A 22,975-nucleotide genomic window follows, 5' to 3' on the forward strand; every position below is an offset into this window, starting at 1 on the left:
CCGGAGGAATCATGACAGCCACGGAGCTGGAGTTTGCCCAGAATCTTTCCACAAGCGCCGCAACGCCTGAACAGCGCAGTGCCATCCTTGCCAACCCGGGCTTCGGTAACTATTTCACCGACCACACCACGGTGGTCGACTTCGCGGTCAACGAGGCGGGGGAGGGCGGCTGGCACAGCCCGCGGCTGGAGCCTTACGGACCCATCGCGCTCGACCCTGCAGCCGCCGTGCTCCACTACGGCCAGGAGATCTTCGAGGGCATGAAGGCCTACCGCCACGCCGACGGGTCGGTGTGGACCTTCCGTGCCGAGTCGAATGCCGCAAGGCTCAACCGGTCTGCTGTCCGGCTGGCGCTGCCGCAGCTTCCCGAGGAATTGTTCCTCGAGTCCCTGCGACAGCTCGTGAACGCGGACCAGGCCTGGATTCCTTCCGGTGACGGCGAGAGCCTCTACCTCCGGCCCTTCATGATCGCCACCGAGGCGTTCCTCGGAGTGCGGCCGGCCCGCGAAGTGACCTTCCGGGTGATCGCCTCACCTGCCGGGAACTACTTCGGCGGCGAGGTCAGGCCCGTTGCCATCTGGGTGTCCCGGAACTATGCGCGCGCAGGGCGTGGCGGGACCGGTGCTGCCAAGGCCGGCGGAAACTACGCCTCCTCGCTCGCAGCCCAGCTCGAGGCCGAGGCGCACGACTGCAAGCAGGTATTGTTCCTCGACCAGTTCAATGACAACGCCATCGAGGAACTCGGCGGAATGAACGTCTTCTTCGTTTTCAAGGACGGATCACTGGTGACGCCCGCCCTGTCCGGAACCATCCTCGAGGGAGTAACGCGCTCCTCGGTGATCCAGCTCGGCCGTGACCGCGGCATGAACGTGACCGAACGCAAGATCACCCTCGACGAATGGCGCGACGGCGTGGCGTCGGGCGACATCACGGAGGTGTTCGCCTGCGGCACGGCCGCCGTCATCACCCCGATTGGTTCGCTGCGGGACGGCGACGAGGTGATCGGTGCGCCCGACTCGGCCGCCGGTGAAGTCACCATGTCGATCCGCAGCCAGCTTCTCGGCATCCAGACGGGCACCAGTGAGGATACGCACGGCTGGCTGACCCGGCTCGTCTAGCGGCTGGACCAGAAGGAAGGCGTCGGCGTCATTGCCGGCGCCTTCTGTCGTCGAAGCCTCCATACGTCGTCGTGCGCCCATGCGGAGCGGTGCAGGAAAGGGGGAGTGCGACGGCGGCAGCTGCCGAATCTGCGCCAGTTCCGTGCGGGGGACTCCGCGACCCGGTCCTAGGGGGCGTCGACGGTCACCTTGAGGAACTTGCTGGCCGTCAGCAGTTCAGTAGCTGCCGGAGCCGGAAGCGGCCTGCTGAAGTAGTAGCCCTGGCCGCTGGTGCACCCCAGCTCACGCAGCTGATCGGCCTGTTCCTTGGTCTCGATACCCTCGAAGACCGCTTCGAGGCCGGCTGCGCGGATGAGCTGGAGGATTGCTGCGACGAATTCGAGTTGCCCGGGCCGGTGGTCCAGGTCGACCAGCAGCGAGCGGTCCACCTTCACCATGCTGACCGGAAGCTCGCGCAGGTAGCTGATGGAGGAGTACCCGGTACCGAAGTCGTCGATCTCGATGCCGACGCCCAGCTTCTGCAGGCTGAGCAGCGAATACATCTCCACTTCACCGCGCGTGACGATGGCAGTCTCGGTGATCTCGATGACCAGGCAGTGCGCCGGAACCCCGAGGTCGCGCAGGAGCGAGCGGACATGGTCCACCAGGTCGAGCTGCTTCAGCTCGACGGCGGAAAGGTTCACCCTCAGCTGGAAGTCGTCATCGAGGGGCAGCGTCCGCCTCCACTCCGCAAGCTGCCGCAGGGACGTCAGCATCACCCAGCGATCGAGATCGTGGATCGCCCCGATCTCCTCTGCAAGCGGGATGAAGGTATCCGGGGGAATCAGTCCGCGGACGGGATGCTGCCACCGGACCAGTACCTCGACGCCGAGGACGCGGTTCGTCGCAAGCTCGACCACCGGCTGATAGTGGAGCACCAGTTCGTTCGAGGTGATGGCACCACGCAGTTCGGTGGCCATCTGGCTCCGCAGCTGGCGCGTGTACAGCATCAGCGGCTCGAAGACCTTGATGATGCTCCGGCCCTCGCGCTTCGCTGCATACATGGCGGTGTCCGCATCCAGCAGGAGCGCGTCCGCGGTCTGCCCCGGATCACCGAGGCGGACGCCGATGCTGGCCCGGGAGTGGACGTACAGATGATCGAGCTGGATCTGCTCCCCGAGCACCTGCAGTGCACGGCGCGCCACCTGCATCGCGACGTCCATGGTGACCTCCGGCAGGAGGATGGCGAACTCGTCGCCACCGAGGCGAGCCACCATATCGCTCTCGCGGACCACGCCATTGAGGCGCACGGCCACCTCCTGGAGCACGCGGTCGCCGGCGTCGTGCCCGAAGCGGTCATTCACGTTCTTGAAGGAATCGAGGTCGAGGAGGATCAGCGCGGGTGGCAGCGCGCCTGCCTGGGCTCCCGCGAGGGCGGTCTCGATTCCGTCCATCAGGGCCACCCTGTTCGCGAGTCCGGTCAGGGCATCCGACATCGCCATCTTCATGAGGTCGAGGTGCGCCTGCCGAAGCATCGCGGTGCGGCTCTCCACCCTTTTCTCGAACTGGTCGTACACCTGCTCGAGCTCCTCGGCGAGAAGGTTGACCCCGGTGATGACGGCGTCCACCTCGTCACGCGCCGACGAGGGTTCAATACGGCTGCTGAGTTCCCCTCGCGAGAGCCGCACAATGCTGTCCACGAGTACGGCCAGCCGCGGGTCCTTGTTGTCAGCGCTCATCAGACTCAGGGTACCTTCGAAATCCCGAGAGCCACGCAAGCGCCTCGCTCTCCGAGGAGAAGAATTCGACGGGGCACGACGGCGGCCGGCCGCCCAGCAGGAAGTTGCCGATCACCCGGTCCACCGGGCTGGATCCCAGCAGGGCGATCGCGGTGGAAATGCTGGCATTTCCCATCACGGACCGGGCTGCACGGTCGATCGACAGCACGCCGCTGATGTCGATGAGCAGCGGCCGCGCCACGCCGCCGGCCAGTTCGCGGGCCTCCGTGGCCTTTCGCTCAGCTACGGCCTGAGTGATGTGCTCCCCGGCGGGCAGCGTCAGAACGGTGATGCCATCGGCGTCGGCGGTCGCCCCCGGAGCCGGACGTTTTCCGGCAGGCGCATCGCAGCCCTCCGCCGTGCGGGCCTCCCCGGATGGTTCGTTCCGCATACGCGTACGCGTCCTGTCATTCGAGGATGTCCTGCTGGTGGGACCGGGCCGGGAAAGCTGCTCGCGCGGAACGGCCGAGGCGCCGAGGGGGATCACCGGACCATTATCCGGCGGCGGCGGTCCTTGGCTCCGCGGAGGTCCCGGTTGAGGCGCCGGTCGCCGTGGTACAGGATCGACTCCCAGTCGGCTTCCTCGGGCGTCTTGTCGATAACGGGCGATACAACCGTCTTCTTCTTGCGAGGTGCCACGTAGAGCCAGTTCATGACACCGAGCCCGACGTCGACAACCGAGTTCTTGATGCCGATGTAGGCCCGAATGGCACCCGCTGCGAGCACCGCATTGAGGGCTGCGAAAACAGCGTTCCCCCAGTTCTGTTCAACAGCGTCCCGGGCGAGGGTGAGCAGTGAGAACAGGACGATCGCATAGGGAACGATCACGTAGAGAGCAGGGGCCGCAGTGCGGTCCTTCACCTTGGGCGTCCGAACGAACGGAATCTTCTCGCCGGTGAAGGCCTGCTGAATGGACTTCAGGACACCGGCCAGGTTCACCGGCAACAGGACCAGGTTGAAGCCGTAGATCCGGAAGATGTCGGAAAACCGGTGTCCGCAGTCCCTCAGGTCGCTGCCCATGGCAATGAAGTAGGGCGCGGCCGCGAGGAAGACGACAGGGCTGAGGAGCCGGCTGTCGTAGGGATAGGCCAGGAGGAACAGGAGACCGAAGCTGGCCCACGCGATCGAGGCCATGTAGTTGACGCGGAGGAGCACTTCCCGGAAGAGGATTTGTTCGCGCTGGTGACGCCGCCGTCGGAGCTGGTTCCAGAGTTTCGGGAGAATCAGCAGCCCGCCGTTGGCCCAGCGACGGCGCTGGACAACCAGTGACCCGAAGTCGGGAGGCGTCGCGCTGTAGCTGAGGCGCTCCGGATAGTTGATCAGCGTCCAGCCATGGGTGCCGAGGTCGACGCTCGATTCGGTGTCCTCGATGACCGTGCGGTCCTGGATGTACGTCTTGATCTCGAACCCGCCGACATTCTCCACCTCGACGATGTCCTCGATGGCTTCCTTCCGGATCACGGCGTTCGCGCCGACCCAGAAGGTGGCTCCGAAATAGGACATGCCCTGGTGCAGAATGTGCTGGATGTCGGTGGATGCGCCGGCCACGCGTTCAATACGCGTGGGTGCCCCGCGGAAGGACGAGTAGGGCGTCTGTGTGACCGCCACCCGCTCGTTGCCCGGCGACTCCAGCAGGTATACCAGGCGCAGGCAGTAGTCCCGAAGGAGCAGGGAGTCGGCGTCGAGGGTCAGCAGGTAGGTGGAATCGGGTACCACGACGTCGTCAGGGTGCTCATGCCCCGGCTCGACGGCGCGCAGCACTACGCCGTCGCCGGCGGCTTCACGGCGCCAGCGGCTGCCCATCAGGGAAATGTAGGCGTTGAGGTTCATGGCCTTGTTCGCCTCGTGGGAGAGGGAGGCGAAGCGCTTCCGCTCGAACGTTTCGAGGCGGGTGTTGAAGATCCGGACGAGCCGGACGTAGAGCTCCCGCATGCGGGGCGCGTTCGGTGCGTCGCGCTGCGCCAGGGCTGCGGTGAGTGCGAGGACGGTCAGCCGGAGTTCGCGGGCAAGGCCCATGATCACCAGATCGACGAAGAACTCGTCAACGTGGTCCTCGACGCGCTCCGATCCGGCCATGGCCTCGAGCCATCCCGAAGCTTCCTCGTAGGCGTGGATGAGGTGCTGCAGTTCAGCGAGCATGTCCGGACTGTTGCTGCCTGTGCTGCCCGTGCGCTCCTCGAAACCCTGCAGGGCCGAGATTGCCGCACCAGCGGGCTCGAGCAGGCTTGCCTCGATCTCGACGGTGAGCGCGCGTGTGGCGTCGAGTCGCATGCGAACGGCGGGGTCGCTGGGCTCCGGCGGATCATCCAGCAGCAGCACCACCCGCAGCTCGGGGAATTCCTGGAGCGCGGCCGACCACAGGGTCGCCCGAACCACCTGGGGCTCCTCGGCATAGGAGGGAACCAGGACAGTGATGCCGTCCTGGTGTTCCGCGAAATGCCGATCGAGTTCACCGCGTGGAATTCTGCGGTGGTCGCGGAACCGGTACAGCGCACCCTGACGGGCAACGAGATACATCAGGGCGGAAAAGGTGAGGAATGTGACGACAACGAGGTAGGAGACGGCCTCGAATTCGAACCGGAAACCCGCGTTGGGGTTTTCCGCGAACTGCCGCAGGATTGTCGTCACCACATAGGTCAGCCAGGCCCCGATCGTCACGGTTATTCCGAGCCGTCCAAGAGCAATCTTCCGGCTGGACGGAATAGGGTGCACGATCGAAAGTGGTTCCGATCGTTTCTCGGCACCCCACTGGCGTCGTCGTCCGCTTGATTCCCCCGGCGCGCCCTGCGTAGTAGAGGTGGAGGGCAGGGCTATTCGATTCGACATATTCATCCCCAGCAGTTCGGCAGCGGCAATACCGCTGCCTTGTCAGCAATTGACCTGAAACCACGGATCCGAAACCTGAAAAGCGTCCCGATGTGAGACCGGAAGGGACGGTTTCGAAACAATCGGCTGAGATGGCCGATCTGTGATCGGAGTAACAGTATCATTGATCCATCAAGCATCATTGTTTACTTCGACTGCTTGGGGTCTCATTACTGAAGTGCTCCCTTCCGGGCACTGTTCATCTGCCGGTCTCACTACTTTTTCCGCCCTTTCCGGGCATCAACTGGGGGCATTGTGTCCAAACGTTTTCCAGGCCGAAAGCTTTCCGTACTACGGCTTCTGGTCCTTTTCAGCGCAGTGTCCGCACTGGTGGCCGGCTCTTTCCTGGGGCTGAACCGCTTCGAGGATGCCCGCGCCGCCGATGCCGGGGGAGCTTTCTTCGCCGGCTACGTGGATGCCACCGCTACGCCCTTCTATCCCTTCGAGAAGCCGGTGACCGACGAGGGGAAGAACGTGCTGCTCTCGTTCATCGTCGCGGACCCCGACGACGGCTGTGAGCCTTCCTGGGGCGCCGCCTACAGTCTGGATGAGGCCGAGTCGGCGCTCGACCTCGACCGCAGGACCGCCCGGCTGGCCCAGAACGGGGGAGAGGTGTCCATTTCCTTCGGCGGGCTGCTGAACGATGAGCTGGCGACATCCTGCTCGGACCCGGTCAAGCTGAAGGACGCCTACGAGCGCGTCATCGACCGCTACGAGGTCTCGATGATCGACCTGGACATCGAGGGGGAGAACCTGCTGGATATCGCAGCAGGGAAGCGGAGGGCTGAGGCGATCGCAGCCCTTTCGCAGGAGCGGGCGGCCGCGGAGAAACCCCTCAAGGTCTGGCTGACACTTCCGGTGGCCCCGTCGGGCCTCACCGAGGCGGGGACCGACGCCGTCGCGCAGTTCCTCAGCGCCGACGTCGACCTCGCCGGGGTCAATGCGATGACCATGGATTACGGCCAGGGCAGGGAGGAAGGCGTCAGTATGCTCGACGCTTCGATCAGTGCGGCGAAGGCGACGCACAGCCAGTTGTCGATCCTCTACCAGCGGGCGGGCATTGAACTCGGTCCGCAGGCTGCATGGCGCAAGATCGGCCTGACCCCCATGGTGGGCCAGAACGATGTCAAGGGGGAGATCTTCGACCTCGATGCAGCGGACGCTTTCAATAAGTTCGCCGTCACCACGGGCGTGGGCCGCATGTCGATGTGGTCACTCAACAGGGATGCCACCTGCAGTGACAACTACCCTGATCTCACCGTGGTCTCGGACGGCTGCAGCGGCATCGACCAGGACGGGCTGCAGTTCGCCCAGGTTCTGGGGGAAGGCTTCGAAGGCCGTGCCGCCACGCTGAGTGATGCGCCGGCGCCCTCCGAAGCTCCGGCCGGCCCTGTCGAGGACAACGCCGCTACGAGTCCTTATCCGATCTGGAGCGAAACCGGCACCTACACCGAGGACGATCGCGTGGTCTGGCACCGCAATGTCTACGTTGCCAAGTACTGGACCCAGGGAGACCTTCCGGACAACCCCGTCCTTCAGGCCGCCGAGACACCGTGGACCCTGCTGGGACCGGTACTGCCTGGGGAGAAGCCACTGCCGAAGGTAACGGCTCCTGCGGGAACCTACCCCGCCTGGGAGGCCGAGAAGACCTACCTGAAGGGTGAGCGGGTGCTCCTCGGCGGCGATGTGTTCGAAGCCAAATGGTGGTCCAGGAGTGACAGCCCCGAGGCCGCCCAGCAAGGGTCGGATGCCTCTCCATGGAACAAGCTCAGCAGTGCGGAAGTCGAGGAGCTCCTGGGGCAGAAGTAGCACGCCGGAAAAGGAAGAACCCTGGTCGGGGTGGGAGGAATAGGAGAACACCCGGCCCCGACCAGGGCCTACGACGATATTTCGTAAGCGGCTGCGTGCTGGATGGCAGTTGGATGTGCCGGCAGGGAATACCTGGTTCCTCGCCCGATTGCGGGAGATCAGGAGCGGGTGGGCTCGATGTCCTCGATCAGTTCCCGCGCGGATCCCGCCCTGCTCGGGGCGCCGGCCTGACTGAACAGGTGTTCGCTCGTCTCGAGGTTCTGCACAGCCGCTTCGGGATCATCCCTCTTCGCCTTCAGCGCCCGCCCGAGGAGCAGGTGCGCTTCGGCAGCAGTGTGGGTGGCGAGCAGCTTGTCCTTGCTGATGACGAACTTGAGGCGTTCGGCCGCCGCATCGAACTGGCCGGTGAGCACGAGCCAGTGAGCCCTGGTCAGCGCCAGTTCGATCCTGTCGCGCTCGCTGCCCCCCACTATCGAGACGGCCAGTTCGGCGCGGTCGATGCATTCGAGGGTTTCGGGCTGGACGACGCCGGCGGCGAGGCGGATCTCGGCGGACGCCCGGTTGAATTTGGCCCACAGTTCAAGATCGTTCGTGGGGGACAGGTTTTCAGCAGCAAGGCGGTGGTACTTGGTGCCCTCCTCGGGCTGGTTCATGAGGAAGGCGACATTGCCGATGGCCCAGTAGCTCATGCCTGCGCTTTGTGAGCTCGGGTTTCCTTGCAGGAGCGCAGCCAGCGTGAGGCATTCCACCCATGCATCGTCGAGCTGGTCGCTGTCGGCGAGCGCAGCGATTAAAGTGTCCTGTGCCTTGATTTGATAATCCTGCTGGTCTAGAGCCAGGGCCGCATTAGCGGCCGCTTTTCTTGCCGCCAGTATGGCTTCGGGCAAGTCACCGCAACCCTGGAGCGCCAAAGACAGAATGGTGAAGACCCGTGCCGCATGCGCGGTTGACTGGACCGTGAGGGGATGGTTCTCAAGCTCTTGTGAGACCTCCGCGGACTCCCTCATAAGACCTAGCTTGCGTAGGCACTCAGCTTGAAGGAACTTCATGTTCCACCAAGCGGAAGCGTCACCGAGATCAAGGGCAAGTACTGCTGCCTCGTGGGCCGTGCGGCGAGCTTTGTCGTAATCCCGCTGGTTCCAGGAATCTCGGGCGCTTAACTCGAGAAGCACGCGCTCACCTGGTTCATTATGCGGAGCCATTGCCACCTCCCTATCGCAGTGCACCGTGTTGCTACAGGTGCTGTTGGGGCTAATTCCCTGCTTGCCGGGCCCAAGTCTAAGGCAATTCAAAGTAAATGTATTGGAAAGTTGAGAGAGTTGCTGGAGTTACTGGTGTGAACGCGGGGGTTTCGTATACTGTCAAGCTAATCGCATCCGCGAGAAGGAAAAACTAAGGTCTCCCGTCAAGCCCAAGGATCAATGCCATGAAGAAAATTGCCGCAACAGTAATGTTGACTGCCCTGCTCGTAGCCGGTGGAGGATCCGCGGCATTTGCCGGCGAAAAATCCTCGACCAAGACCACGACGTCCACTACCAAGACCACGTCGCCCACGGTTTCGAGCACCGACGTCAACCGCTGGCCTCACTAGGTTTCATACACTGTGGCCGCAACGCCGCCGTCTGATCCTAGTACATCCAGCAGTACAGCCAGCACCACCTAGGCCGCGGACCTACACCTTCTGGGGAGGAAGGTCCGCGGCTTTTGTGTGCCTTGAATTCCCAGCGCGGCCCGGCGCAGCCCGGCGCGGCCCGGCGGCGCGGAGTCCGGTAGATGCCGAGTCTGCTCTGCCCGCGCTGCAGTGAGCTCCGACGTGCCAGCAGGTGCGTGCCTGCCGACGAAGCGGTGAACTGCGTAGCAGTGAGCAGGTGCGTGCTAGCCGCAGCGGTGAACTCCGTAGCAGTCAGTGAGCCGCTGCGCGCCAACCGGACTGCGTGCCTGCAGCCGCAGCAGTGAGCCGCCACTGCGGTGAACCCATGCCCGGGGTGCTGTGACCTGTAGCCTTGGCCCATGCGAATTGCACGTTTTGTAGTGGATGACGATCCCATGTTCGGCGTGGTCGAGGGACCCAGCGGAAGCGAAGAAGTGGCGGTGATCAACGGTGATCCGTTCTACGCCGGCGTCCAGCTGACCGGCGCGCGCCATGCGCTGGAGGACGTGAGGCTCCTCGCACCAGTGATTCCGCGCAGCAAGGTGGTGGGTATCGGACTCAATTACGCCGATCACGCCAGTGAAATGGGCTCGGCGACCCCGGCGGCTCCGCTGATGTTCCTCAAACCGAACACCTCCGTCGTCGGCCCGGGCGACCCGGTGATGCTTCCGTCCTTCTCTGACCAGATCTCGTACGAGGCCGAACTGGCAGTGGTCATCGGCCGCATCTGCAAGGACGTTCCGCTCGAGCGCGTTGACGATGTCGTCTTCGGGTATACCTGCGCCAATGACCTCACGGCGCGTGACGTCCAGAAAACCGACAACCAGTGGGCACGCGCCAAGGGGTTCGACACGTCTTGCCCCCTCGGGCCGTGGATCGAGACCGACCTCGATCCCGAGAACCTCAGCATCCGGGGAAGCCTCGACGGTGAGCTTCGCCAGGACGGCTCGACGAGTGACATGATCTGGGGCGCGCGTGAACTCGTGACCTACGTATCCCAGGCATTCACGCTGCTGCCGGGCGACATCATCCTCACCGGGACGCCGGCGGGTGTCGGCCTGATCACCGACGGCCAGCGTTTCGACGTCGACATCGAGGGAATCGGCAGGCTTTCCAACCCTGTCCGGCGCTGAACGTAGGGTCCGTCCCTGCAATCCGCCCAGCGGCCGGCTACTAGACTTGCGTCATCATGACTACTGCAGCTGAGCTCCCCACTGTCACCGCTTCCACTCCCGTTCGCGTGCGTTTTTGCCCGTCGCCGACGGGAACTCCCCATGTGGGCCTGATCCGCACCGCCCTTTTCAACTGGGCCTACGCGCGGCATACGGGCGGGAAGCTGATCTTCCGGATCGAGGACACGGACGCACTGCGTGACAGCGAGGAGAGCTACGGGCAGCTGCTCGAAGCGATGCGGTGGCTCGGCATCGACTGGGACGAGGGAGTGGAGGTCGGCGGACCCCACGCGCCGTACCGCCAGTCGCAGCGCGGCGAGCTGTACTCGGACGTCATCGCCCGATTGGTCGAGGCGGGCCACCTGTACGAGTCGTTCTCTACTCCAGAAGAGGTCGAGGAGCGCCACCGTGCTGCCGACCGTGACGTGAAGCTCGGCTACGACAACTTCGACCGGGACGTCACCCCTGAGCAACGCTCGGCGCTGCGCAGTGCGGGACGCGAGCCCGTCCTTCGGCTGCGCATGCCGGACGAGGACATCACCTTCACCGACCTGGTTCGCGGCGAGATCACCTTCCGTGCCGGAAGCGTGCCCGATTTCGCCGTCGTCCGCGCCAACGGCGCACCCCTCTATACGCTGGTCAACCCCGTGGACGATGCCCTCATGGGCATCACCCACATCCTGCGGGGGGAGGATCTGCTGTCCTCCACCCCACGGCAGGTGGCTCTCTACCGCGCGCTGATCGACATCGGCGTGGCCCGTTACATGCCGCTCTTCGGGCACCTCCCCTATGTTCTGGGTCAGGGGAGCAAGAAGCTTTCGAAGCGGGACCCCGAGTCGAATCTCTTCCTCCACCGTGAGCGCGGGTTCATTCGGGAAGGCCTGCTCAATTACCTCTCCCTCCTCGGCTGGAGCCTGTCCGCCGACGAGGACATCTTCACGGTGGACGAGCTGGTGGAGAAGTTCGACATCGCTGACGTCCTCGGGAACCCGGCCCGCTTCGACCTGAAGAAGGCCGAAGCCATCAATGGCACCCACGTGCGGCTCCTCGACCCGGCGGACTTCCGTACTCGCCTCGTTCCTTACCTCGTGGCCGCCGGACTCGTGGGGGATCCGCTGGACCCCCGCGAGGCCGCGATCATCGCGGAGGCCGCACCCCTGATCCAGGAGCGCATCACCCTGCTCGGTGAGGCGCCTGAGATGCTCGGCTTCCTCTTCAAGCACGACGATGCCATCGACATCGCCGATGACGCCCGGAAGGGCCTGCCCGCCAATCTCGGCGAGGTGCTTGACCGTGCTCTGGAAGCGCTCGAAAGCCTCGCCGGCTGGGATGCCGAGTCCATCCAGACTGCACTCCGAGAGGCGCTCGTCGACGGGCTCGGCCTCAAGCCGCGGCTCGCCTTCGGCCCCGTCCGCACAGCAATCTCGGGACGGCGGATCTCGCCGCCGCTCTTCGAGTCGATGGTGATCCTCGGGAGGGAGTCCTCCCTCGCGCGCATCCGGGCCTTCCGCGCCGCGTCCGGCGAGTAGGAGCGGTGGTGGAACCTATGGAGCCGATCACGAACGATTATCCGCTGGGCGTCCTCTTCGACATCGATGACACCCTCGTGGACCTCGAAGGCGCGATGGGAGTCACGCTTCACGAGATCGCCGATGAAGGGTTGAGCCACCTCAGCGATGACGACTGGATCGAATACAAGCGGCTGTATGCGCGTGACCCGGAACGTCACTACGACAGCTTCCTGCAGGGGAGTGCTACCTTCATCGAGCAGCGGATTCGGCGCGCGGCCCACGCGCGGGCAGGGTTCACCTCGGTGCCCTTCGATGCCGAGGCCGCGGCAGGTTGGAATCGGGCGTACGAGTCCACCCTGCCGCGCCACTTCAAGGCCTACGACGACGTCGTCCCCCTGCTGGATGCGCTCGACGAGCGGGGCATCCCGTACGGCGTGATCAGCAACAACGTTCATGACTACCAGCGGGCGAAGCTGGACCGGGCGGGACTTTCCCGCATTCGGATACTGGTCGGCATCGACGCTCTGGACGTGGCCAAACCGGACCCGGCGATCTTCCTGGAGGGCGTCCGGCTGCTGGGTACTCCGCCCGCACGCACCCTCTATGTCGGGGACAACCCGGTTGTCGACGCGCATGGGGCTGACGCCGCAGGGCTGGTCGGTGTGTGGCTCGACCGGGCCGGCCTCGAGATGGAGAATGCCCCGCAGCGTCGGATCAGCACCCTGAGTGCCGTTTTGCAGTTCCTGCCACCTGTCCGGTAAAGTTGTTTCTCGGCGCGCAGCGGTTACGCGGTCGGAATCCTGCAGGTCGAGGGCTTCGAAAAGTGCTATTGGGGTATGGTGTAATTGGCAACACACTGGTTTCTGGTACCAACATTCTAGGTTCGAGTCCTGGTACCCCAGCGCAGGGAACTGCACAGCATGGCCGAGTAAAAACAGGAAAAAACAGTAGTAAAAACAGCAGGAAACAGTACTGGCCCCATCGTATAGCGGCCTAGTACGCTGCCCTCTCACGGCGGTAACGCGGGTTCGAATCCCGCTGGGGTCACCAACGTCCTGATGCAGGACACGAAGAAGGCGCTCAGGACAATCGTCCGGGGCGCCTTTCGTCGTTTCGGCGGACATCAACTTGGGTAGCCATCAGTTGCAGTCACGGGAGGCGCCGCCTCTGCTGGCACAATGGAAAAATGAGCGCCGCCCTTTCTCCCGCCGAACTGCCCGGGCCGCCCGGGCTGCCCGGGCTGCCGGCGTTCCTCGAAGAGGTACGGAACGCACTTGCGCACACCACCTTCCCCCTGGCGCTGAGCGGATCCTCCGAGGCGCGGGCTGCCGTCGCCGCCGCTGCCGCACAGCTGGACGACTACATCCTGCCGCGCCTCGCCGACGTCGACGCCCCGCTGCTCGCTGTGGTCGGGGGATCGACCGGAGCGGGGAAGTCGACGCTCGTCAACGCGCTCGTGGGCAGGCCCGTGACCCGCTCGGGCGCTGTCCGCCCCACCACGCGCCAGCCGATCCTGCTGCACCACCCGCTTGATGCCGGATGGTTCTCCACCCAGCGGGTGCTGCCTTCCCTGACCCGCGTCCACGCAACCGGGCAGACACGACCCGCGCCCCGACCCGCCCCGCCGGCTGGGCGCCCACCCGGCGGGAAACGTCAGTACCTGCCGGGTGAAAAGCCGGGACGCCCGCCCGGGCAGGGCGCTCTACCGGGATCCACGGCAACCCTCCTGTTGCAGGCGGATGCGTCGGTTCCACCAGGGCTGGCGATCCTCGATGCCCCGGATGTGGATTCGATCGCCGATGAGAACCGGCGGCTCGCAGGCCAGTTGCTCGCTGCCGCAGACCTGTGGCTGTTCGTCACCACGGCGAACCGCTACGCGGACGCCGTGCCGTGGAAGCTCCTTGCCGAAGCGGCGCAGCGGGACATTCTGCTCGCCGTCGTCCTGGACCGTGTCCCGAGCGGCGTGGAGGAAGAAGTCCGGGAAGACCTGCTGGCGCTGCTTGCCGCGAAGGAACTGGGGCACGCGCCCATCTTCGTGATACCGGAGGTACCGCTCGATTCCGCGGGCATGCTGCCTCCCGAACCCGTCGAGCCCGTGCGACGATGGCTCCAGGATCTGGCCGCCGACGCCGAGGGCCGCAGGGACATCGGACGGCGTACCCTCACCGGAGCTGTCCGGGCTCTCGGAACCCGGATCGGCGAGGTGGCCGATGCTGCCGGTGCCGAGCAGGCCGCGGGAGCGGACCTGCGGAACGCCGCCACGGCAGCTTTCGACACCGCGCTCTCCGCGATCCTCAAGTCGACCGAGGACGGAACGCTGCTGCGCGGCGAAGTGCTCGCGCGCTGGCAGGACTTCGTCGGCACCGGCGAATTCATGCGCGGGGTCGAGACGAGGATCGGCCGCCTGCGGGACAAAGCGGGATCGTTCTTCACCGGCAAACCCGCCCCGGCGCAGACGGTCGCCGCAGCCATCGAAAGCGGACTCCATTCGGTCATCGTCGAGGAGACGGCGAAGGCAACGGAGGCCATCGAGGCACGATGGCGGGCCGACGACGCCGGCCGGACGCTCCTCGCCGGACATGCGCCGCACAGCAGCAGCGAATTCTCGGCCCGCGCCGCCGCAGAGGTGAGGGAGTGGCAGCAGGACCTGCTCGAACTGGTGCGGTCCGAGGGCAGCAGCAAGAGGTTCGCAGCGCGCATGCTTTCCTTCGGCGTCAATGGAGTGGCCGTTGCCCTCATGGTTGTGGTCTTCGCCTCCACTGGCGGACTTACCGGGGGCGAGGTCGGAATCGCCGGAGGATCAGCAGTGGTGGGCCAGAAGCTCCTCGAGGCGGTTTTCGGCGACGACGCGGTCCGGCGGCTCGCGCGCACCGCCAAGGACAACCTGCGACGCCGGTGTGAGAAACTTCTGCACGCCGAGCAGGCGAAATTCGAAGCGCTGCTCCTGCCGCTCGCCGGGCAGACCCCGCCCGACGTGCTGCGCGGCTACGCCCGGACGCTGGGAACGCTGCAGCTGGCCAAGGGCTCCGATGCCGACGACGGCAAAGGACATGCCGCCGGTACGGAAGCGGTCAAGCCCCAGTGAACCGTTCCCGGAATGCCGAGCATCGCAGCACCCTCCAGCTACAGCTCGAAGCCCTCGACTCAGCCCGGAAGCTGGCTGCAGCACGCCTTGACGATGCCCGGCTCGAGAAACTCCAGGGCGTCCTCGACCGCGCAGGAAGCCGGCGCTCGCTGTCAGCCGATCACACCGTCGTCGGCGTGTTCGGCCCGACCGGGAGCGGGAAGTCCTCCCTGATCAACGCGCTCAGCGGAACCAGCCTCGCCCGGGTGGCGGCACGGCGTCCCACGACGTCCTCGCCGCTGGCGCTTGTCTGGGGTCCGGCCGGGAGCGCGGAGCTGCTGGACTGGCTCTCGGTGGAGGAGCGCCACGACATGCCGGTGGCCTCCGCCCTGTCCGGCGGAGCCGGATTGATCCTGCTCGATCTGCCCGATTTCGATTCGACGGCGAGCGCGCACCGCCTGGTCGTGGAGCGCATGGCAGGTCAGGTGGACGTGCTCCTGTGGGTGGTCGATCCCCAGAAGTACGCCGATGCGGCGCTGCACCAGGGGTTCCTCGCGCCCCTGGCTTCCCATGAGGCAGTTACCCTGGTGGCTCTCAACCAGTCGGACCGTCTCGATCAGACCGGCCTGGCCGAGGTGACGGCGTCGTTGTCCGGCATTCTCGCCGCCGAAGGACTCGGTAGGGTCTCCGTCTTCCCGGTCTCGGCGCGAACCGGTGCGGGTCTCGGTGCCCTCACTGCTGCCGTCCGGACCATCGTCACCCGTAAAGGTGTGTTCAATGAGCGCCTCGCCGCCGACGTCGCGGCTGCGGCGGCCGAACTCGTGGAGTTCACGGGCCTGGGTGACCTGGCTCTTCCAGGAGCGTCAGCACGAGCCGGTCTCGCTGAGGGCCTGACCGATGCGGCAGGGGTGGGGGCGGTGGTCGACGCCGTCGTCGCTTCCCACCGGCGCGATGCCCACGCCGCCACAGGCTGGCCGGTGACCCGGTGGCTGGGTGCCCTGCGTCCCGACCCGCTGCGACGGTTGAACCTCCGCCGCAGGGACCTTGACCCGATACTGCTCCGTACCTCGCTGCCCACCGGAGAACCGGCCCAGCGCGCCAAGGTGGACCGCGCACTCCGCACCTATGCCGACACTGCCGCGGGTTCCGCCGTCGAGCCCTGGCGCAGTTCCATCCGGAATGCCGCGAGGAGCTCGGTGCCGGGCCTGATGGATGGCCTCGACCAGGCTGTTGCGGGCACCGACCTCGCTACCGGCCGGCGATCCTGGTGGTGGCCGGTCGCGGGGGCCCTGCAGTGGATCGCTTTCGCCGCGCTGGTTGCCGGCGCCGCCTGGCTCGGCCTTCTTGCCCTCGGCGGGTTCCTTCAACTGCAGTTGCCCCAGACACCCCGCGTGGAAGGTTTCCCGGTACCCACACTGTTGATTGTCGCCGGTGCCGGGGCAGGCATCCTGCTCGCGGTACTTTCCGCTGTTCTCGCCCGGTTCGGGGCAATGCTGCGGGGACGAAGGGCACGACGTCGGCTCAGCGCGTCAGTCACGCAGGTGGCAGTGGACACGGTGGTGGAACCCGTCGCCGTCGAGATCTCCCGGTACAACGCCTTCCGGGCGGCAGTTGCGGCAGCCACGCGCCAATCCTAGGAGGGCAGCACCGCTCGGGTCGTGGCGTCGGATCATCGCTTAGCGATCGCTAGGCCGCCTGATTGGTACGCGTAGGACGGTTGTGTCCGGCGCAGACCCACTCGATGCCCTGGCTGGAGATCCGCTCGCGGAGAAGCTGCTCGGTCCTCCCGGCAACAGCCCTGTCACTGATGACCGGCCGGAGAACGAACTGGCGCAGCGTGCCGTCCTTGCGGACGGTGACGGAATCACCGGTGAAGAGGACGGTGTTCCACTGGAAGGCGAAGTGCCCCGGAGTGTGGCCGGGAGTGGGGAAGTAGTCGAGCCCCTCGAAGATCGTGCCCGTACCGTCGAGTTCCTCCAGCTGGTCCGGATAGGGGATCGAAGTGAACCGCTGCATCAGGCGCCGCACGGCGGTCGGCGGCGCCTGGTCCCCCCGGAGGATCGCGGCGTCGGCTCCGCCCAGCCATACCCGTGCACCGAGTTCCTGCTGCAGGCGGGCGACGGCCTGGGCATGGTCGAAGTCGTAGTGGGTGAGCGCGATGTCGGTGACCCGGCCGACGCGGGCTTCGGAATCGCGCAACTCCTTCAGGACGGCGTCGTAGCCGGAGGAGATCCCGGGGTCGATGACGGCAGCTCCGGCGCGTCCGGAGACGACATAGCCGTTGGCGCCCTTCGAGTGCTCGAGCTGGTAGCAATTGTTGGCGATCAGGCGCATGGCGGGTGTCCTTCAAAAGTGGTTTGTCTCGACGAGGGCCGATTCCTCAGCGCGAACTTCCTTGTTCCGAATTTAGCCGATCTCCTCACCGGCAAGGACCTTGGCCGCGAGCTGCTCTTCTCCAGCGGTATCCCACACCTCCTTGGCGGCACTGACGTTCAGGACGACGATGATGAGCCCCAGGAGGAGATCCGGCCACCCTGAGACCGTCCAGGCCGTGAGGATGCCCATGGCGATGATCGCGACATTGACGAGGACGTCGTTACGGGCGGAGAGGAACGCCGCCCTCGCCATTGAGCTGTTGGAGTGGCGGAAGCGCGCCAGCAGGAAGGAACACGTGAGATTCACGACGACGGCTCCCCCGGCCGTGATGATCAACGCAGCCGGATCCGGTGGTTCCGGATCGGCGAACTTGATGAACGCCTGCCATGCCGCGGCCGCTGCGGGAACCAGGATCACGAGAGCCATCGCCTTACCTGCCAGTGCCTGTCGACGAAGGGACCACCCCAGGGCTACGAAGATCAGCAGGTTGATGGCCGTATCCTCGAGGAAGTCGACGCTGTCGGCGAACAGGGCGACGGAGCCGATCGATAGGGCAACCGAAACCTCGACGAAGAAGTAGGCGAGGTTGAGTGCGGCCACCACCAGGACCGCGGTGCGGAGCCGCCGTTCGAGGGAGGCGGTCATCCTCTCAACGCCGACGCACCGAGCACCCCGGTGTTCTCCCGGCCCAGCTGGTGAGGTTGACGTGCAGGACCAACGCTGCGTGGCTGAGTTTCAGCACTTTCGGCCCCACGATGTTCGTGCCCAGAAATCCGTAGTCGATGGCTCCGTGCAAACGGGGGTACCGGCCGGTTCATGATCCAAGGGTATGGCCTCCGCGGGCGGGTCGACAGGGGTTGACAAGCCCCGGAACGACCCGCGGCCGGTATCGCCAGGGAAGCAGGGCCCAGGTCCAGAGGGAGGCCCGGGGGTTACTTTTCGAGCTGCTTCGGACGATGATAGGCAACCAGGCTTACATTTCCTCTCCGGGGTGGCAGGCATGGGATACCGATTTTTCGACCGGCGGGACGCAGGAAGGGAACTGGCAGGTTTCCTCGACGCGTGGAAGTCCGAAAGCACCCTTGTCCTCGGTCTTCCCCGCGGCGGTGTTCCGGTGGCAGCGGAGGTGTCGCACGCGCTTGAAGCTCCGCTGGATGTAGTGGTGGTGCGCAAGCTCGGATTTCCGGGCCACCCGGAAACCGCCATGGCGGCACTGGCTTCGGCCGCCGGAACCACGAAGCTGGTGCAGAACCAGGACCTCATGATGGAACTCGATCGACTGAAGGACGGGCACCGATTGTTCGACGAAACGCTGTCCCGGGAAACCACCGAACTGGCTCGGCGTGAACGGGAGTACCGCGGCCTTCGCCCGCCCCTGGTGGTCCGGGACCACACCGTGATCGTGGTCGATGACGGGCTCGCGACAGGGGCCACGATGCGCGCGGCAGTAGCCGCCCTGCATGACCTCGCCCCCCAGCGGATCATCGCCGCGGCGCCCGTCGGAGCACCGGCTGCCGTGGCGCAGCTGGGGAGCCTGACCGACGACGTCGTCTGCCCCTGGCAGCCGGAGAACTTCCGTGCGGTGGGCGCCGCGTATGAGCACTTCGGGCAGACGGGCGATGAGGAGGTCCGCTCTCTCCTCACCGGTGCGCTCACGTTCGGCAGTACCAAGCCCGGGAAAGGAGGGAGGAAAGCATGAAGGATCCGACCGGCGTCCGGAGTGCCGCCTTACCGCTGAGGGGTGCAGCGGATCACTGTTCGTCTTCAACGGCGGCGAGACCGGCTGGGCCGGCCGCAGCCGTGGGCAGCGCGCCATCGGCGTCGTGTACCACCCCGACGCCCGGACGGCGCGGGAACTACGTGCCCACAGTGCTCAACCGCCGCTACGACGCCTTCCTCTGGATCGACAGGACCACCCCGCTGGAACCGCTGCATGAAGGGAGAACTTCGTGAGAATCACCGACACCTCTGATCTGTGGTGGAAGAATGCTGTGGTGTACTGCCTCGACGTGGAGACCTTCTTCGACTCCGACGGCGATGGCGTGGGCGACTTCGCAGGTCTTGCCCAGCGTGTGGACTACCTGGCCGAGCTCGGTGTCACCTGCATCTGGCTGATGCCCTTCTACCCGACGCCGGACCGGGACGACGGCTACGACATCACCGATTTCTACGGCGTGGACGAGCGGCTCGGAACCCACGGTGACGTGGTGGAATTCCTCCGGACGGCCAAGGACAGGGGTATCCGGATCATCGCCGACCTCGTGGTCAACCACACCTCCGATTCCCACCCGTGGTTCGAATCGGCGCGCAAATCCACGGACAGTCCCTACCGCGACTTCTATGTCTGGCGCTCGGACACGCCGCCCGATACCTCGAAGGAAGTCGCCTTCCCGGATCAGGAGGATGCAATCTGGACCCTGGAGGAAACCACCGGTGAGTGGTATCAGCACCGTTTCTACAAGCATCAGCCCGACCTCAACGTCGCCAACCCGAAGGTCCGGGATGAAATCGCGAAGGCGATGGGCTTCTGGCTGCAGGTGGGTGTCGACGGCTTCAGGGTGGACGCCGTCCCCTACTTCCTCGAAACAACCGGGACCCAGGCTGACGAGCTGCCGGACCCGCACGAATTCCTCAAGGACGTGCGGCGGTTCCTCAACCGCCGTAACGGGCAGGCGATCCTCCTCGGCGAGGTGAACCTGCCGTACGAGGAGCAGTACAAATTCCTCGGCGGGGAGAACGCCGACGAGCTGACCATGATGTTCGACTTCATCGTCATGCAGGCGATGTACCTGTCGCTCGCCAGGCAGGATGCATCACCCCTGGCGGAAGCATTGGACAGCAGGCCGGCGATCAACCCGGACAACCAGTGGGCGATGTTCGTCCGGAACCATGACGAACTGACGCTGGACAAGCTCTCAGCCGAAGAACGGCAGGAGGTTTTCGCAGCTTTCGGCCCGGAGGAACGGATGCAGGTCTTCGGCAGGGGACTCAAGCGGCGGCTGCCGCCGATGCTCGACGGCGATGCGCAGCGCGTGCGGATGGTTTATTCGCTGCTGTTTTCCTTGCCCGGGACGCCGGTGCTGTTCTATGGCGAAGAGATCGGGATGGGCGAGGACCTGGATGCCGACGGGCGCATGGCGGTCCGGACGCCCATGCAGTGGACCGGCGGGCGGAACGGGGGCTTCTCCACAGCTGATGAGGCTGAGCTGGTGTCACCGGTAATCACCGGCGAATACGGGGCGGAACGTGTGAACGCCGCTCGGTCCCGGCGCGACCCGGAATCGCTCCTGAATTTCATGGCCAAGCTGATCCGCCGCTACCGCGAGTGCCCGGAGCTCGGCTGGGGTCGGTTCGACATCCTGGAGCAGTCGGTTCCCTCGGTGTTGGCCCACCGCTGCACCTGGGAAGCCGCCACGATCATTCTCGTGCATAACCTGGGGTCGGAACCGGTGACGGTATCTCTCGATCTGACATCCTCCGAGCGCCTCCTTGCCGACATCGGCGGCCTGTCCCTTCTTGACCTGCTGGGCGATACCACACCTCGTGTCTCCGACGAGGGTGTGCTTGAACTCGAGCTTCAGGGTTATGACTACCGCTGGCTGCGGATCCCACACCCCGACGACCGCCGGCTTCCCTAGCCATAGTTTGAAGGCAGTCGCGTCTGGAAGGCAGTCGCACCTGGAAGGCAGCGGCAGCTGGGAAGCTCGGGCACGGGACGCTCGCGCACGGAAAAGCTGGGCACGGAAAAGCTGGGCACGGAAAAGCTGGGCACGGAAAAGCTGGGCACGGAAGAGCCGGGCCGCCCCGGAGGGTAGCCCGGCTTCGCGATGCCGGAATCGTCCTACTTCTGGTCGCTGTCTTTTTGCCCGTCGAGGGCATCTTTCGCCTTATCCTTGCCCTGGTCAACCTTCTCCGGGTTGTCCTTTGCATAGTCCTTGGCTTTGTCTGCCATGCCACCAATGTCCGCCATAAGTCAATCTCCTCCTCTATCCGGCCCGTGGCCCCTGTCGGCAGCCACGGTCTGACACGTCCATCCTCTACCCGGGCGCAGACCGAGTCCACCCCTGCGCCCTCAGCACCGATAGGTTGTGCAGCCTTGCTTTTTCGCCACCGGTCCACCGCTGGCGACGGGCGATCAGCCCTGTTCCGATCCTGCTGCCGGTTCCTCCGCCGGTCAGTGCCACAACGCGCCTGCAGCGCATCGAGTGCTCCGGCCATCGCGGCAACCAATCGCCTGCACCGACGCGCCGGGGACGGTCCCGTCATACCTCTTCCGGAGCGTGCATCCTCGCCGGGATGTCAGAACCACCGGACTCTCTGCAGCGTCCGCAGGTTCCGCGTGGTGCAGTCCGGTTTGTACTTGCGTCCCAGCGCAAGCCTGCCCGCCGGGCTGTCGAGGGTTCCGCCCACGGGTGCCTGCCAGGCCACCGCCTCAGTACCGAGGACGACGGCGTCGGCACCCGCCGCTTCTGCCTCGGCCGTCCAGGCCAGCAGCGCTTCCGCGTCGGAGAACAGGGTGGCATATGACTGCATTTCTGCATCGTCGGCGGGATACGGGCACGCGTCGATAAGTCGCCCGAGGCGCTCGCGGTCGATCACCACCACCCAGGCGTCGTAGCCGAACGCGGCTGCGAGGCGTTCCTCCACCTGGAACTTCAGCTCCGCGGCCTTCAGGGTGCTCTGCAGCACCACATTTCCCGAAGCCAGCAGCGTTCTTACATTGCTGACCGGAAGCACGGCGAGCTCACGTCTCACCTCCGCCATTCTCATCGGGATTCCGGCAACGTTGACGCCTCGCAGGAAGACGGCGTAGTCGCAGGCATCGCCGTCGCCGTCGGGCCTGTTCACGCTACGGTGCCGTGCTCTCAGTACCTTTGCCGACGGCCATGGTGAGCTGCCGGGCCGCGTCAGCCACCACTTCTGCGTGGATGCGGCCGGGCTGGCGCGTGAGGCGCTCCATGGGTCCGGAAATCGACACCGCGGCGATGACCCGGCCGGACGGACCGCGGACCGGCGCCGATACCGAGGCGACGCCGGCTTCGCGTTCACCCAGGCTCTGAGCCCACCCCCGGCGTCGTACTCCGGCAAGGACCGTCGGGGTGAAACGCGCGTTCTGGAGTCCCATGAGCAGGCGGTCGTGATCCTCCCAGGCGAGCAGACACTGGGCGGCGGAACCGGCTTTCATGGACAGCTGCGTACCGACGGGGATGGTGTCGCGGAGCCCAACGGGCCGTTCGGCGGAGGCGACACAGACCCGCCAGTCGCCCTGCCGTCGAAATAGTTGGGCGCTTTCGCCGGTCGCATCCCGAAGGTTGAGCAGCACCGGGCCGGCGGAGGCGATGAGCCGGTCCTCCCCGGCGGCGGAGGCGAGTTCCACGAGGCGGCTCCCCAGGACGAAGCGGCCCTGCATGTCCCGCCCCACCAGCCGGTGATGGACCAGGGCCAGGGCCAACCGGTGCACCGTGGGACGGGCCAGACCTGTCGAGGAGACGAGTTGGGCCAGCGTGGTGGGGCCGGCCTCAAGTGCGTCGAGCACCATTGCCGCTTTATCAATGACCCCGACACCGCTAGAATTGTCCATAAGATGATATTGCCGTCTCATTATCTGAGACGCAAGTCCTCGGATTGGCGGACCTGGGGTCGCGCTGGTTC

19 protein-coding genes and 2 tRNA genes are annotated in these 22,975 nt (G+C 65.5%); 12 read left to right on the plus strand and 9 right to left on the minus strand.

Going from position 1 to position 22,975, the window contains the following annotated elements:
• Nucleotides 1–11 precede the first annotated feature (11 nt).
• A complete protein-coding gene (locus IWX75_RS06055) occupies nt 12–1,118 on the plus strand; it encodes a branched-chain amino acid aminotransferase (protein WP_196821314.1) in 1,107 nt (368 codons plus the stop codon).
• Nucleotides 1,119–1,285: 167 nt separating this feature from the next.
• On the opposite strand, the gene IWX75_RS06060 is transcribed toward IWX75_RS06055, so the two are convergent.
• From IWX75_RS06060 to IWX75_RS06070, 3 genes are read right to left on the minus strand one after another with little or no spacing between them, the layout of a single operon-like run.
• The gene (locus tag IWX75_RS06060) at nt 1,286–2,836 is read right to left on the minus strand and encodes a putative bifunctional diguanylate cyclase/phosphodiesterase (RefSeq protein ID WP_196821315.1); all 1,551 of its coding nucleotides are present in this window, start codon (nt 2,834–2,836) and stop codon (nt 1,286–1,288) included.
• Nucleotides 2,826–3,362, minus strand: coding sequence for a DUF7793 family protein (locus tag IWX75_RS06065; protein WP_196821316.1), 537 nt, complete (start codon nt 3,360–3,362; stop codon nt 2,826–2,828). The genes IWX75_RS06060 and IWX75_RS06065 overlap by 11 nt, the downstream gene beginning before the upstream one ends.
• Nucleotides 3,359–5,701, minus strand: a complete 2,343-nt coding sequence (locus IWX75_RS06070; RefSeq protein ID WP_196821317.1) for a glycosyltransferase family 2 protein — start codon at nt 5,699–5,701, stop codon at nt 3,359–3,361. The genes IWX75_RS06065 and IWX75_RS06070 overlap by 4 nt, the downstream gene beginning before the upstream one ends.
• A gap of 369 nt (nt 5,702–6,070) precedes the next feature.
• Between IWX75_RS06070 and IWX75_RS06075 the strand changes: the two genes are divergently transcribed.
• The gene (locus IWX75_RS06075) at nt 6,071–7,549 is read left to right on the plus strand and encodes a chitinase (RefSeq protein WP_334684138.1); all 1,479 of its coding nucleotides are present in this window, start codon (nt 6,071–6,073) and stop codon (nt 7,547–7,549) included.
• 158 nt (nt 7,550–7,707) lie between these two features.
• On the opposite strand, the gene IWX75_RS06080 is transcribed toward IWX75_RS06075, so the two are convergent.
• Complete coding sequence (locus IWX75_RS06080; RefSeq protein WP_196821319.1) at nt 7,708–8,436, minus strand: hypothetical protein; 729 nt, start codon at nt 8,434–8,436, stop codon at nt 7,708–7,710.
• Nucleotides 8,437–8,975: 539 nt separating this feature from the next.
• Between IWX75_RS06080 and IWX75_RS06085 the strand changes: the two genes are divergently transcribed.
• The 8 genes from IWX75_RS06085 (at nt 8,976) to IWX75_RS06120 (ending at nt 16,584) form a co-directional block, all read left to right on the plus strand.
• Nucleotides 8,976–9,140 (plus strand): hypothetical protein, encoded by a 165-nt coding sequence (locus IWX75_RS06085; RefSeq protein ID WP_196821320.1) that lies wholly within the window; start codon nt 8,976–8,978, stop codon nt 9,138–9,140.
• A gap of 419 nt (nt 9,141–9,559) precedes the next feature.
• Complete coding sequence (locus IWX75_RS06090; protein WP_196821321.1) at nt 9,560–10,333, plus strand: fumarylacetoacetate hydrolase family protein; 774 nt, start codon at nt 9,560–9,562, stop codon at nt 10,331–10,333.
• A 56-nt stretch (nt 10,334–10,389) separates the two neighbouring features.
• On the plus strand, nt 10,390–11,901 hold the full coding sequence (gene gltX / locus IWX75_RS06095; RefSeq protein ID WP_196821322.1) for a glutamate--tRNA ligase: 1,512 nt from the start codon (nt 10,390–10,392) through the stop codon (nt 11,899–11,901).
• A 17-nt stretch (nt 11,902–11,918) separates the two neighbouring features.
• On the plus strand, nt 11,919–12,644 hold the full coding sequence (locus IWX75_RS06100) for an HAD family hydrolase (protein ID WP_196821323.1): 726 nt from the start codon (nt 11,919–11,921) through the stop codon (nt 12,642–12,644).
• A 69-nt stretch (nt 12,645–12,713) separates the two neighbouring features.
• Nucleotides 12,714–12,785, plus strand: a tRNA-Gln gene (locus IWX75_RS06105).
• Nucleotides 12,786–12,857: 72 nt separating this feature from the next.
• Nucleotides 12,858–12,933 (plus strand) — tRNA-Glu (locus IWX75_RS06110).
• Nucleotides 12,934–13,069: 136 nt separating this feature from the next.
• Nucleotides 13,070–14,968 (plus strand): dynamin family protein, encoded by a 1,899-nt coding sequence (locus IWX75_RS06115; RefSeq protein WP_196821324.1) that lies wholly within the window; start codon nt 13,070–13,072, stop codon nt 14,966–14,968.
• Entirely contained in the window at nt 14,965–16,584 is a 1,620-nt protein-coding gene (locus tag IWX75_RS06120) for a GTPase (RefSeq protein WP_196821325.1), read from the plus strand. Before IWX75_RS06115 ends, IWX75_RS06120 begins: the two co-directional genes overlap by 4 nt.
• A gap of 49 nt (nt 16,585–16,633) precedes the next feature.
• Here IWX75_RS06120 and IWX75_RS06125 read toward each other — a convergent pair whose 3' ends face one another.
• Both IWX75_RS06125 and IWX75_RS06130 read right to left on the minus strand, forming a co-directional pair.
• Nucleotides 16,634–17,281, minus strand: a complete 648-nt coding sequence (locus tag IWX75_RS06125; RefSeq protein WP_196821326.1) for an MBL fold metallo-hydrolase — start codon at nt 17,279–17,281, stop codon at nt 16,634–16,636.
• 72 nt (nt 17,282–17,353) lie between these two features.
• Nucleotides 17,354–17,968 (minus strand): cation transporter, encoded by a 615-nt coding sequence (locus IWX75_RS06130; RefSeq protein WP_196821327.1) that lies wholly within the window; start codon nt 17,966–17,968, stop codon nt 17,354–17,356.
• Between the two features lie 355 nt (nt 17,969–18,323).
• Between IWX75_RS06130 and IWX75_RS06135 the strand changes: the two genes are divergently transcribed.
• On the plus strand, nt 18,324–19,022 hold the full coding sequence (locus IWX75_RS06135) for a phosphoribosyltransferase (RefSeq protein ID WP_196821328.1): 699 nt from the start codon (nt 18,324–18,326) through the stop codon (nt 19,020–19,022).
• Nucleotides 19,023–19,272: 250 nt separating this feature from the next.
• Nucleotides 19,273–20,961 carry an alpha-amylase family protein gene (locus IWX75_RS06140; protein ID WP_196821329.1) on the plus strand — a complete coding sequence of 563 codons (1,689 nt, stop codon included), beginning with the start codon at nt 19,273–19,275 and terminating at the stop codon, nt 20,959–20,961.
• A gap of 203 nt (nt 20,962–21,164) precedes the next feature.
• On the opposite strand, the gene IWX75_RS17650 is transcribed toward IWX75_RS06140, so the two are convergent.
• The 3 genes from IWX75_RS17650 to IWX75_RS06150 all read right to left on the minus strand — a co-directional run bounded on the left by IWX75_RS17650 (nt 21,165) and on the right by IWX75_RS06150 (nt 22,904).
• Nucleotides 21,165–21,293 carry a hypothetical protein gene (locus tag IWX75_RS17650; RefSeq protein WP_334684139.1) on the minus strand — a complete coding sequence of 43 codons (129 nt, stop codon included), beginning with the start codon at nt 21,291–21,293 and terminating at the stop codon, nt 21,165–21,167.
• Between the two features lie 329 nt (nt 21,294–21,622).
• Nucleotides 21,623–22,171: a DUF1697 domain-containing protein gene (locus IWX75_RS06145; protein WP_334684140.1), complete on the minus strand. Its 549-nt coding sequence runs from the start codon at nt 22,169–22,171 to the stop codon at nt 21,623–21,625.
• Nucleotide 22,172: 1 nt separating this feature from the next.
• On the minus strand, nt 22,173–22,904 hold the full coding sequence (locus IWX75_RS06150; RefSeq protein ID WP_196821330.1) for an IclR family transcriptional regulator: 732 nt from the start codon (nt 22,902–22,904) through the stop codon (nt 22,173–22,175).
• Between the last annotated feature and the right edge of the window lie 71 nt (nt 22,905–22,975).

The organism is Arthrobacter sp. CAN_A6 (genome assembly GCF_015751715.1).
In the GTDB taxonomy this organism is placed as follows: Bacteria; Actinomycetota; Actinomycetes; order Actinomycetales; family Micrococcaceae; genus Arthrobacter_D.